Here is a 12,235-nt window from a genome sequence, read left to right on the forward strand (position 1 = left end):
CGAAGATACTCGAAAGATATTAAAACAGTGGAGGTCATTATGGCTGGTTATACGCCGATGATACAGCAATACTTAACCGTTAAGGCAGATTATCAAGATGCCTTTTTATTTTTTCGCTTAGGCGATTTTTATGAAATGTTTTTTGAGGATGCAATTAAAGCATCACAAGAATTAGAGATAACCTTAACAAGCCGCGAAGGTGGTTCCGAAGACAGGATCCCGATGTGCGGTGTTCCCTACCATTCTGCCCCTGGATATATCGAGCAGCTCGTTTCAAAAGGATATAAAGTAGCGATTTGTGAGCAAATGGAAGACGCCAAACTAACAAAAGGCATGGTAAAGCGTGAAGTTGTTCAATTGATCACACCAGGAACGCTCATGGAAGGCAAAGGCTTATCAGATAAAGAGAATAACTATATTGCATCTATTACAGCCTTTGACGACCAAACGTACGGATTTTCCTATAACGATATTTCCACAGGCGAAAGCAGAGTAACCTTGTTATCCAATAACTTTGATGATGTATTGAATGAATTGGCGGTTTTAGGTGCGAAGGAAGTGGTCGTTGCCAGTAATTTTGATGGCGACCTGCAAAAGAAAATGCGTGAGCGCGATGTCCTTGCCATTTCATTTGAAGATAATAGTTCAATAGATTTAAATTTTGCTCAATTGCTGGAAGGGTTAAATCAGGACAAGCTTAAGCAAACAGTGGCAAGATTGTTTAACTACTTATACCGTTCGCAAAAAAGAAGCCTTGATCATCTTCAGCCGGTAACAACCTATCAAATTCATCAATTTATGAAAATTGATTATTTTTCAAAACGGAACCTGGAATTAACGGAAACGATACGCTCAAAAGGGAAAAAAGGCTCGCTGTTATGGCTGCTGGATGAAACAATGACCGCGATGGGCGGCCGGATGTTAAAGCACTGGATTGACCGTCCATTAATTGTCCAAGACGAGATTGAATACCGTCATAAATTAGTGGAAGTCCTAATGAACCATTATTTTGAGCGTCAGGAACTTCGTGAAAAATTAAAAGAAGTATACGATTTAGAACGTTTAGCAGGCCGTGTTGCGTTTGGAAATGTGAATGCCCGCGACTTAGTTCAATTAAAACGTTCCTTAATTCAGGTACCTTTTTTAAAACAAATCTTAAACAGCATGCAGAATGAAGAAGTGAATAAAATCGCCGGCCTTCTGGATCCATGTGAAGAAGTGACCGATTTATTGGAACAGGCAATTGTAGAGAACCCTCCGCTTTCCTTAAAAGAAGGAAATATGATTCGTGACGGCTACAATGCCCAGTTAGATCAGTATCGCGATGCCAGCCGTAACGGGAAAACATGGATTGCTCAGCTTGAACGTGAGGAACGTGAAAAAACCGGGATTAAATCGTTGAAGGTGGGTTACAATCGGGTATTTGGCTATTATATTGAAGTGACCCGTGCCAATCTCCATCTTTTAACGGAAGGTCAGTATGAGCGTAAACAAACATTAACCAATGCTGAACGTTTTATAACACCTGAATTAAAGGAAAAAGAAGCATTAATTCTACAAGCGGAAGAAAAATGCGGTGAGCTCGAGTATGAGTTATTCACAGAAATTCGTGAAATCGTGAAAGAACAAATTCCACGCCTGCAAGCACTGGCGAAAACCGTCAGCGAGCTCGATGTTCTCCAGTGCTTTGCACAAGTGAGTGAAGAGCGCCGCTATGTGAAACCGCAATTTTCAACTGAACGCCGTGTGGTAATTAAAGATGGACGTCATCCGGTTGTTGAGAAGGTGTTAAACGCCCAGGAATATGTACCAAATGATTGCTTTATGGACAGCGACCGTGAAGTTCTGTTGATCACGGGGCCAAACATGTCCGGTAAGAGTACGTACATGCGCCAGATTGCCTTGACTGCTATTTTATCGCAAATCGGCTGTTATGTACCGGCTGATGAAGCGGTGCTGCCGATTTTTGACCAAGTGTTTACCCGAATTGGAGCGGCTGATGATTTGATTTCAGGCCAAAGTACCTTTATGGTCGAAATGTTGGAAGCGAAAAATGCGATTGCCAATGCGACGCAAAACAGCTTAATTTTATTTGATGAGATCGGACGTGGAACATCGACGTATGACGGGATGGCCCTTGCACAGGCCATCATTGAATACATCCATAACCGGATTGGGGCGAAAACACTGTTTTCAACCCACTATCATGAACTGACTGTATTGGAAGAAGAACTTTTAAAGTTAAAAAACATCCATGTCAGTGCGATTGAGCACAATGGCAAGGTTGTTTTCCTTCATAAAATAAAGGAAGGCCCTGCTGACAAGAGTTACGGTATTCATGTCGCTCAGCTGGCAGAGCTGCCTGCTGAATTAATTGAACGGGCCAATGAAATTTTAACAGCACTCGAACAGACTGAAGTGGTTCAAAGCGTTCCGGTAAAAGTGGAAGCTAAAGTGGTAGAAAAGCCTGCGCAGTTATCCTTTTTCGATGAACCGCAGGAACCAAAAAAGCCTGATCTTTCTCCTAAAGAGAAAAAAGTTTTGGATAAAATTAAAGAATTGGATTTATTAGATGTAACACCGCTTCAAGCGATTAACATGTTGTATGAGCTCCAGAAAAAGCTAAAGTAGGAGGCGAGCGCGGTTGGGCAAGATTATCCAGTTAGATGACGCCTTATCAAACAAAATTGCGGCGGGGGAAGTAGTCGAACGCCCTGCCTCTGTCGTGAAGGAAATAGTGGAAAATGCTATTGATGCTGGCAGTACAGTCATCGAAATCGAGGTAGAAGAAGCAGGTCTCGCGAAGATTCGCATTACCGATAATGGGAACGGGATTGAAGAGGATGATGTGCTCCTTGCGTTTCAGCGCCATGCTACTTCCAAAATCAAAAATGAAAATGATTTATTCCGGATTCGTACCCTCGGATTTCGCGGCGAAGCCCTGCCAAGTATCGCTTCTGTTTCCAGGCTTGAAATGAAGACCTCGACCGGTGAGGGTGCTGGAAATCTGGTCGTTATTGAGGGCGGCAAGGTAGAGACCTTTGAAAAAGCATCCAGCAGACGCGGCACGGATATTACGATTACCGATTTATTTTTCAATACACCTGCACGTCTGAAGTATATGAAGACTATTCACACAGAGCTTGGAAATATCACGGATGTGGTGAACCGGCTGGCCCTCTCGCATCCAGAGGTAGCTTTCCGCCTGATTCATAATGAGCGGAAGCTGCTTCAGACAAATGGTAATGGCGATGTGCGTCAAGTGTTAGCCGCGATTTACGGAATAAGTATTGCCAAGCAGCTGGTGCCCATATCCGGTCAGTCACTTGATTATAAAATTACGGGATTTGCCTCGATGCCAGAAGTGACAAGAGCATCGAGAAACTATATTTCAACTATGATCAATGGACGGTTTATTAAAAACTATCCATTGGCAAAAGCGATTCAGGAAGGGTATCATACCTTGCTTCCTATTGGCCGGTTCCCAATAGTTCTTCTGAATATCGATATGGATCCCTTACTGGTGGATGTGAATGTTCATCCATCGAAAATGGAAGTCCGCATCAGTAAGGAAGCTGAATTGAATGAACTCGTAACTTCTATTATTAAAGAGGCTTTCAAATCGAAGGTATTGATTCCGACTGCTTATACACCTGTGAAAAAAGAAATACCAAAATCAGAACAAACTTCGTTGGTTTTGGATGAGGGTACTCCGCTATCAAATACATCGTTTGTGAAAAAGGAGCCTGTCATTTATAAAGCTCCTGAATTAAGGATTGAACGACCATATTCTTTCGAACAAAAAGAACCGATTCCTGAAACTAAAACCTGGGAGTCCATTAATCCTTTTAGTAATGTACCTTCAGATTCTTATGAGGATGTTGATGATTCGGATCCTAGTTCTGAACTGATTGAAACACAGATTGAATCTCGGGTTGAGCCACAAATTGAGCCCGAGCCTGTTGAAGACGAAAGCCGGGTCCCTCGGTTGTATCCAATCGGACAAATGCATGGAACGTATATTTTTGCGCAGAATGAAAATGGTCTTTATATCGTCGATCAGCACGCTGCTCAGGAGCGCCTTAAGTATGAATACTTCCGTGAAAAAGTAGGGCAGGTACAGTCCGAGCTGCAGGAAATGCTTGTCCCATTAACGTTTGAGTATTCAACAGATGAATACCTGAAGATAAATGAATACTCAAGTGAGCTTGAAAAGGTTGGCGTTTTTCTTGAGGAGTTTGGAATGAATAGTTTCATTGTCCGCTCCCACCCGCAATGGTTTCCTAAGGGAGAAGAAAAACAAATTATTGAAGAGATGATTGAACAGTTACTATTGATGAAAAAAGTGGATATTAAGAAGCTTCGTGAGGAAGCGGCCATTATGATGAGCTGTAAAGCATCAATTAAAGCAAACCGCCATTTGCGCACCGATGAAATCCAGGCGTTGCTGGATGATTTGCGAAAAGCATCTGATCCGTTTACCTGTCCGCATGGAAGACCGATAATCGTTCATTACTCGGTTTATGAAATGGAGAAGATGTTTAAACGAGTAATGTAAATAATGGCGAAACTGCACTTAACACAGTAAAGGCACGTAGGGATGAGCTACGTGCCTTTACTGTGTTGCGGAACCAATGTTTCATTTACCTTAAGAGCCATTTTTATAATGAATGGGGCAATGAATCGATGTTTCATTTACCGGGTAGGCCAGGTTTTGAAGCATTTGGTAAATGAAATGCTGTTTCATTTACTGAGCTAGCCAGTTTTTGAATAAAGCGGGCAATGAAATCCCATTTCATTTACCGCAAAAGCCTTCTTCTGAATCAATCGGGTAATGAACTGTCATTCATATAAAAAAACCGACCTTTTTACATTCAAAAGGTCGGTTTTTAAAGTTCGCTCAATTATTTGGCTAAAGAGATTCCATTACCGATTTGAGTCAATGCTTCATTAATTGGCGCAGCTGGACGGCCAAGAAGTTTTTCTAAATCATTGCTGTCAATTTCTAATGCTCCATCGCGGATGCCTTTTTGGATACCAACTAGGAATGGAATAAGGAAATCGGGTAAGCCAGCGCCTTTCATAATATCGGCATAAGTGATGTCATCCACCTGTTGGACAGGGATTTCTTTTCCTAAAACAGTGCTAATGGCAGATACCAGTTCTTCCTGTGACAATGGCTTCCCAGAAAGCTCATAAATGGTATTTTCGTGGCCATCTCCAGCCAATACCGCTGCAGCCGCCTCTGCATAATCCTGCTGAAGTGCCCAGCCAACTTTTCCAGAACCTGCAGATGTCACCCATGGAGCTCCTGCCAAAACACCTTGAATGCTTGGAATTTCATTCTCCAAGTACCAGTTATTGCGTAAGAAGGAGTAAGGAATACCTGATTTCAAAATCGCTTCTTCCGTCGCAACGTGTGGCGGAGCAAGGAACATTGTGGTTTCACTTGCATTTGCCAGACTAGTATAAGCAATGAATTTTACACCTGCGCGCTCTGCCGCCGCAACTGCATCCGTGTGCTGACGAATTCTAGTTTCATTATCCCCATCCGCAGAAATAAGTAATAAGCGATCGATTCCTGCGAAAGCTGAATCCAAAGTCTCTGGACGATCAAAATCTCCTTGTCGAACTTCGACTCCACGAGCCTGTAATCCTGCTGCTTTCTCGGGGTTGCGAACACTAACCGCTAATTGACTCGCTGGTACAGTTTTTAAAAGTGTTTCTACAACCTTTGTTCCCAATTTACCTGTTGCACCTGTAACTAGCATTTTCATAATCTTTTCCTCCAATGTATGTTTTTTTTATAAATAAATCTGTGTGTTGTAATTAAATTGATTACCTGTAACTATAATAGTTACATTTGATGCATCTGTCAATATATAAAATCAATAGTTGGGTAAAAGTGCTCTACGTGCCCGAAAAGCATTAGAGGAAGCGAATTGGGTAACGTAGAGAGGTTCTACGTGCCTGAAAAAGTCCCGAGGGAACGAATTAGGTAACGTAGAGAGGGTCTACATGCCTGAAAAGGTTCCGAGAAAGCGAATTGGGTAACGTAGAATGGTTTTACGTGCGCAAAAAGGTTCTGAGAAAGCGAAATTGGTAACGTAGAAAGGTTCTAAGTGCCCCAAAACTACTCGAGAATGGCAACAGGGTAACATAAACTAAAAACGCTGATTTTGTAAAAGTTTGTTGTTTTCTATCAATAAATAAAAAGTAATTAAAGGTGTAAAATTACACTAATCGTTGTATAATGTTGGTAAGGGGGGATAATCCTTGATCGCTTTAAGCTTATTAGGCGCATTTTTACCTATGGTTATCATTATTTTTGTTATCGTTTATGCCGTGAAAAATAAAGAAAAGGGGGAAGAAGCAGTGATACGCCATCTTTATACGTATTTAGTCTTATTTGCTACTCTAATGATGGTCATTGGAGGTGGAATATCGATCTTTATGGCGGCAGCCGATTTAATCAGTCCGCCAAGTTATTACCAGAGCTATGAAGATTTTAAACAGTTTAGGGAAGATAGTAAAGTGAAGGACGAGAAGGTTTTAACTGAAAAGGAGCTTCGAGCAAGGTACGAACAAACAGTAAAAGATGAAAAAAACCGGGTTAAGGAAAGTGCAAAAAATCAAATCATTAAAAGCCTTGGATTCATCGTTATTCCTCTTCCAATCTTCTTATACTTCAACCGAATGCGAAAACAACAAAATGTATAAAAAAACAGGCTGTCGTCGGACAGCCTGTTTTTAACTATTTAACTGCAGCTTGCAGCTTATTCATGTATGGTAATGCTTTTCCAGTTCCGATTGCTACCGATTCAAGAGGATTCTCCGCAAGTTGAACAGGAACAACGATTTCTTTACTTAACCATGCTTCCATACCATTCAACAACGAACCGCCGCCGGTAAGAATTACACCGCGGTCAACGATGTCACCGCTTAGTTCAGCTGGACAGTCCTCCAGTGTGGCGCGGATAGCTTCTAAAATCTGCAATAATGGTTCCTTTAATGCATTTCGAATTTCATAGGATGAAAGTTTGATAGTTTTTGGTAATCCAGAAACAAGGTCTCGTCCACGAACCTCCATGAAAAGCTCATCGTGATCAATCAAGGCATAACCAATTTCCATCTTAATTTTTTCTGCACTTCTTTCACCAATTAACACATTGTATTCTTTACGTACATATTGAATAATATCCTCATCTAGGCGGTCACCGCCGACTTTAATGGAATGACAAGATACTACGCCGCCAAAGGAGATAATCGCAACTTCAGTATTTCCGCCGCCGATATCCACAACGACATTGGCAACCGGTTCATCAATTGGCATGCCAGCGCCAATTGCGGCCGCAACTGGCTCTTCAATTAAGGTGATCTTTTTAGCGCCTGCATTTTTCACTGCATCATGAATTGCCCTTCTCTCAACGCTAGTAGAACCAGAAGGGATGCAAACGACAACATTTGGCTTACGTAGAGCAAAACCAAGCTTTTTGGAAGCCTTTCGCAATATATTCTTTAACATTTCGGTGGTAATGTCGAAATCGGCAATAACACCATCTCTTAATGGACGAATTGTGACAAATTTCTCTGGAGTCTTTCCGACCATTTCATAGGCTTCCGTTCCGACGGCAACAATATTTTTTGTTGTCGTATCAACCACGACTACAGATGGCTCATTAAGAGCAATCCCTTTATTTCTACTATAAACTAATATATTTGCAGTTCCTAAATCAATGCCAATATCATAATTTGATAAATTTGATAGCATTTTATTCACCTAATTTCCTAGATTTTAAAGTCTATTTAAAACTCGCATGCCAAAATACGAGTTTTTTTTACAAAATACTCTACGATTAAGCCTACCATGAATATGGGGGTGAAAAGCCGTTTGTAAAAGAACCGTTATCGATTTGTAAATTTGGTCGAAAAATTCATCTGATTGTAATCAAACTGAAAAAAATAAATTCATTCGATCAAGAACGCATAGAAAAGAAATTTTTTGTATATACTTATTTGATGTTCAACTGCTTTTCATAATTGTGTTACGATGAAGTGGTGGAAGTAAACGAATGAATTCCTTCCATTTAAAAAAGGTATAAGGCAGTGTGAAAATATTGGATTCAAAACAAAAATTATTAGTCATCATCGGACCAACTGCAGTAGGAAAGACCAAGCTGAGTATTGAGATGGCCAAACAGTTTAATGGTGAGATTATCAGCGGTGATTCGATGCAAATCTATCGAGGCATGAATATTGGAACGGCTAAAATAACTCAAGAGGAAATGGATGGAATTCCCCACCATTTGATTGATATTAAGGAGCCTGACGAAAATTTTTCCGTTGCTGAATTCCAATCGCTTGTAAGGGCAAAGATAGAAGAGATTGCCAAAGAGGGAAAACTCCCTATTATTGCTGGTGGGACCGGGCTGTATATACAATCTGTCATTTATGATTATCAATTTTCCGATGTATCAGGTGATGAAGCATTTAGGCTGCAGTTAGAACAACGAGCAAAAGAAATTGGTAATGAGGCACTTTATAAAGAATTATGTGAAGTGGATCCAGAAAGCGCCGCCCAAATCCATCCCAATAATGTCAGAAGAGTTATTCGTGCTTTGGAAATTTACCATCTTACTGGTAAGACGATGCAAGAATTTCAAAGAACCCAGGAGCCGGATCTATTGTATGATACCGCACTCGTTGGCCTGACAATGGAAAGAGACAGGCTTTATGAGCGGATAAATGACCGCGTTGATTTAATGGTAGAACAAGGACTATTAGATGAAGTGAAAAGCCTGTATCAACAAGGCCTTCGGGATTGTCAATCCATTCAGGCCATTGGCTACAAAGAGATTTATCAATACCTGGATGGGAAGGTTTCCCTTGACGATGCGGTTGAAACCTTAAAGCAAAATTCCAGGAGATATGCCAAAAGGCAATTAACTTGGTTTCGCAACAAAATGGATGTAAAATGGTTTGATATGACAGATGTGAACAATTTCACGAAAAAAATAACGGAAATTTCACATTATGTTGAAGGAAAGCTTCAAGTAAAATCGAATACATATTAGTAGAGATAAAAGAGGAGGATATACAAATGAAAACCACAATTAACATTCAAGATCAATTTTTAAACCAGTGCCGTAAAGATAACACACACGTTACGGTATTCCTATTGAACGGATTCCAATTAAGAGGCCAAATTAAGGGCTTTGATAACTTTACAGTTCTTTTTGAGTCAGAGGGGAAACAGCAATTAGTATTTAAACATGCTATTTCAACGTTTGCACCTCAGCGTAATGTGCAGCTTGATCTGGATAATCAATAATCTATATCATAAATTTGAGCCCATATTAGAAGGGCTCTTTTTTATTTTTCAACTTTATTTAATGAAATGCCAAGGCTTTGAATACACATTAAAATGAAGGATTATGTATTCCTTCTTATTAAGGCTCTGATAAACTAAGTTGTTGATTTGCGCTCCAGGCGCGAGCGGTTCGCGGGCGTGCCGGGGAGCCTCCTCGGTGCCTTGGCGCCTGCGTGGTCTCCCCTGCCCCGTACTCCCGCAGGAGTCTTCGCTCCTTCCGCTCCAATCAACAGTATTAAAAAAATCAACAATGTCCTTTAACATAGCCTTTATTAAAAGAAAAATTTTTATTGCTAACAAAAACCCTACCATATGTATACTGTCTGCAGAATGAGAGGTGAAAGCTTTGGACCAACGAATGCGAATGAAAAGCAACGGCCAAATAAAAGTTGTTCTCAATTCTCAAAAAAGAGAAACCGTAACGAAAGAATTACCTGACTTTCAAGTTGTTCCAAAGGTCATTCCCCCAGAGCATACTGCCCTAAAAGAAATTGAAGAAGAGCTAGGAGCTTTGGTTGGTATGGAAGAAATGAAACGAATGATAAAGGAAATTTATGCGTGGATTTATGTAAACAAGAAACGCGAGGAAATGGGTTTAAAGGCAAGAAAACAAGCGTTGCACATGATGTTTAAAGGGAATCCCGGAACAGGAAAAACAACCGTTGCCCGGTTAATAGGCAAACTGTTTCAAAAAATGAGTGTCTTGTCGAAGGGTCATTTAATTGAGGCGGAACGTGCCGATCTTGTTGGTGAATATATCGGACATACCGCCCAAAAAACTCGCGATTTGATCAAAAAGGCTCAAGGCGGCATTTTATTTATTGACGAGGCTTATTCGCTAGGCCGCGGCGGGGAAAAGGATTTTGGCAAAGAGGCCATTGATACACTTGTCAAGCATATGGAGGATAAACAGCATGAGTTTATTCTCATCCTTGCGGGATATTCACAAGAAATGGACTATTTTCTAACGCTAAATCCCGGTCTCCATTCACGGTTCCCATTGGTCATTGATTTTCCGGATTATAATATTGAGCAACTGATGGAAATTGCAGGCAGGATGATTGTGGAACGAGAATACACCTTTAGTCATGAGGCTGAAAAAAAGTTAAAAGACCATTTAATCTGGGTAAAGGCAGTTTTAAGTCCGAACAGTTTTTCAAATGGCCGTTATGTCCGCAATATTATTGAAAAATCGATTCGTGCTCAGGCGATGAGGCTTTTAATGCTGAATAGCTACGACAGGCATGAGTTGATGACATTACGAAGCAATGATTTGGTGTTTGAAGAAGATTAAAAAAATCGACGGTCAGATACCGTCGATTTTTTTAATGGGCTCCCAGCCTCCGTATAGGCAGTTTCCAATCAAAGGTGTAGGAAAGAACGCGCAATACTGTTACCAGGATAAATAGTGTATATAATTCCCATGAGCTTGAAGCAATTTTAAGTCCAATAATCACGCCTGCTAGAATCGCCCATACCGCATAAATCTCTGATCTTAGGACAATCGGTTTTCGTCCGGCTAATAAATCACGAATAATTCCGCCGCCGATTCCTGTTAGCACTGCAGCGACAATAACAGCACTTAGAGGATGATTCATATTTGAGGCATAAATTGCCCCTTGAATCGCAAATGCGGATAAGCCGATAGCATCAAAGAGGTTCCCCCATTTTTGCCAGTGCTTAAGGAGATTTGCTGGAAATAGGAACACGGCCGTAATCGATAATAAGGCAATTTGAAAAAATAATCCCTGCTCCCATAATGCCGAAACGGGTACACCGATCAAAAGGTTTCGAATGGCCCCGCCGCCAAAGGCTGTTACAATTCCTAATATATAAACTCCTAAAATATCATATTCCTCTTCCATTGCCACAATTGCGCCGCTGACCGCAAAGGCAATCGTGCCAATCATACTTAATACTTCCCATGTCATTAGTTCATTTTCCCCTTGTTGTCTTTATAATTATTTCTAACAAATAATAAAATTTTACCACGGAAAAAGAAAAATACAACAAATATTTTTAATAAGGTTGGTATAGGGAAAAATAGAGATTAAAAAGCTTTTTTGTTATGATGAGAGGTAGAGATTTTTTTGAAGGGAAGGATGTTTATTGGAACAAAAAGATACGAAAGAAAAAGCTATTCTGGTCGGCTGTCAAACAATGGCTGATGATGATTTGCGTTTTCAATATTCGATGGAAGAGTTAGCATCATTAACAGAAACCGCACAGGGTGAAGTATTAGTGTCTGTTGTGCAAAAAAGAGATCGTCTTCACTCGGCAACCTATATCGGTAAGGGAAAAGTGGAAGAGATCGTCGCTTTAGTGGAAGAGCTTGAAGCAGATATCGTGATATTCAATGACGAGTTATCCCCGAGTCAAAAGCGAAATCTTGGCTCTGAAATAAATGCCAGAATTATCGACCGGACGCAGCTTATTTTAGACATTTTTGCTCAAAGAGCACGATCCAAAGAAGGAAAACTACAGGTGGAGCTTGCGCAGCTTCAATACATACTTCCCCGTTTAGCAGGACAGGGAACCGCGTTATCAAGGCTGGGGGCAGGTATCGGAACAAGAGGACCAGGGGAAACCAAATTAGAATCCGACCGCCGGCACATCCGCCGCCGAATCGATGATATTAAAACGCAGCTCGCTGTCATCGTCCAGCACCGGGAACGATATCGGGAACGTCGAAAGAAAAATAAAGCTTTTCAAGTAGCGATTGTCGGCTACACCAATGCTGGTAAATCAACGTTGTTTAACCGTCTGTCTGAAGCGGATTCGTATGAGGAAAATCAACTGTTTGCCACACTTGATCCAATGACCCGAAAATTAATTTTACCAAGTGGTTTTTTAGCCTTAATCACC

Annotated in this window: 10 protein-coding genes; 7 read left to right on the forward strand and 3 right to left on the reverse strand. The window is 40.8% G+C overall.

The window, feature by feature from the left end:
- Positions 1 to 39 precede the first annotated feature (39 nt).
- The gene (mutS, locus tag AC59HZ_RS07895) at positions 40 to 2,631 is read left to right on the forward strand and encodes a DNA mismatch repair protein MutS (RefSeq protein ID WP_496545263.1); all 2,592 of its coding nucleotides are present in this window, start codon (positions 40 to 42) and stop codon (positions 2,629 to 2,631) included.
- A 13-nt stretch (positions 2,632 to 2,644) separates the two neighbouring features.
- On the forward strand, positions 2,645 to 4,558 hold the full coding sequence (gene mutL / locus AC59HZ_RS07900; RefSeq protein ID WP_496545264.1) for a DNA mismatch repair endonuclease MutL: 1,914 nt from the start codon (positions 2,645 to 2,647) through the stop codon (positions 4,556 to 4,558).
- A gap of 346 nt (positions 4,559 to 4,904) precedes the next feature.
- On the opposite strand, the gene AC59HZ_RS07905 is transcribed toward mutL, so the two are convergent.
- The gene (locus AC59HZ_RS07905; RefSeq protein WP_496545265.1) at positions 4,905 to 5,777 is read right to left on the reverse strand and encodes an SDR family oxidoreductase; all 873 of its coding nucleotides are present in this window, start codon (positions 5,775 to 5,777) and stop codon (positions 4,905 to 4,907) included.
- Positions 5,778 to 6,276: 499 nt separating this feature from the next.
- Here AC59HZ_RS07905 and AC59HZ_RS07910 point away from each other — a divergent pair, with 499 nt between their 5' ends.
- The gene (locus AC59HZ_RS07910) at positions 6,277 to 6,720 is read left to right on the forward strand and encodes a hypothetical protein (RefSeq protein WP_496545266.1); all 444 of its coding nucleotides are present in this window, start codon (positions 6,277 to 6,279) and stop codon (positions 6,718 to 6,720) included.
- Positions 6,721 to 6,754: 34 nt separating this feature from the next.
- Here AC59HZ_RS07910 and mreBH read toward each other — a convergent pair whose 3' ends face one another.
- On the reverse strand, positions 6,755 to 7,771 hold the full coding sequence (gene mreBH, locus AC59HZ_RS07915) for a rod-share determining protein MreBH (RefSeq protein ID WP_496545267.1): 1,017 nt from the start codon (positions 7,769 to 7,771) through the stop codon (positions 6,755 to 6,757).
- Positions 7,772 to 8,117: 346 nt separating this feature from the next.
- Here mreBH and miaA point away from each other — a divergent pair, with 346 nt between their 5' ends.
- The 3 genes from miaA (at position 8,118) to spoVK (ending at position 10,664) form a co-directional block, all read left to right on the forward strand.
- Positions 8,118 to 9,074 (forward strand): tRNA (adenosine(37)-N6)-dimethylallyltransferase MiaA, encoded by a 957-nt coding sequence (gene miaA, locus AC59HZ_RS07920; protein ID WP_496545359.1) that lies wholly within the window; start codon positions 8,118 to 8,120, stop codon positions 9,072 to 9,074.
- Between the two features lie 26 nt (positions 9,075 to 9,100).
- Entirely contained in the window at positions 9,101 to 9,331 is a 231-nt protein-coding gene (hfq, locus tag AC59HZ_RS07925) for an RNA chaperone Hfq (RefSeq protein WP_223588316.1), read from the forward strand.
- Positions 9,332 to 9,716: 385 nt separating this feature from the next.
- Positions 9,717 to 10,664: a stage V sporulation protein K gene (gene spoVK / locus AC59HZ_RS07930; RefSeq protein WP_496545268.1), complete on the forward strand. Its 948-nt coding sequence runs from the start codon at positions 9,717 to 9,719 to the stop codon at positions 10,662 to 10,664.
- 31 nt (positions 10,665 to 10,695) lie between these two features.
- On the opposite strand, the gene AC59HZ_RS07935 is transcribed toward spoVK, so the two are convergent.
- Positions 10,696 to 11,301: a trimeric intracellular cation channel family protein gene (locus AC59HZ_RS07935; protein WP_430071884.1), complete on the reverse strand. Its 606-nt coding sequence runs from the start codon at positions 11,299 to 11,301 to the stop codon at positions 10,696 to 10,698.
- 229 nt (positions 11,302 to 11,530) lie between these two features.
- On the opposite strand from AC59HZ_RS07935, the gene hflX reads away from it, so the two are divergent.
- The coding region (gene hflX, locus AC59HZ_RS07940) for a GTPase HflX (RefSeq protein ID WP_496545360.1) at positions 11,531 to 12,235 on the forward strand (705 nt) is incomplete at its 3' end.

It is taken from the genome of Neobacillus sp. DZ-9 (genome assembly GCF_059587065.1).

What these genes read in the sequence shown, in the direction of transcription:
- mutS (WP_496545263.1), top strand. Translation starts at nt 40, where the DNA reads ATGGCTGGTTATACGCCGATGATACAGCAATACTTAACCGTTAAGGCA.
- AC59HZ_RS07905 (WP_496545265.1), bottom strand. Translation starts at nt 5,777, where the DNA reads ATGAAAATGCTAGTTACAGGTGCAACAGGTAAATTGGGAACAAAGGTT.
- mreBH (WP_496545267.1), bottom strand. Translation starts at nt 7,771, where the DNA reads ATGCTATCAAATTTATCAAATTATGATATTGGCATTGATTTAGGAACT.
- hfq (WP_223588316.1), top strand. Translation starts at nt 9,101, where the DNA reads ATGAAAACCACAATTAACATTCAAGATCAATTTTTAAACCAGTGCCGT.
- AC59HZ_RS07935 (WP_430071884.1), bottom strand. Translation starts at nt 11,301, where the DNA reads ATGACATGGGAAGTATTAAGTATGATTGGCACGATTGCCTTTGCGGTC.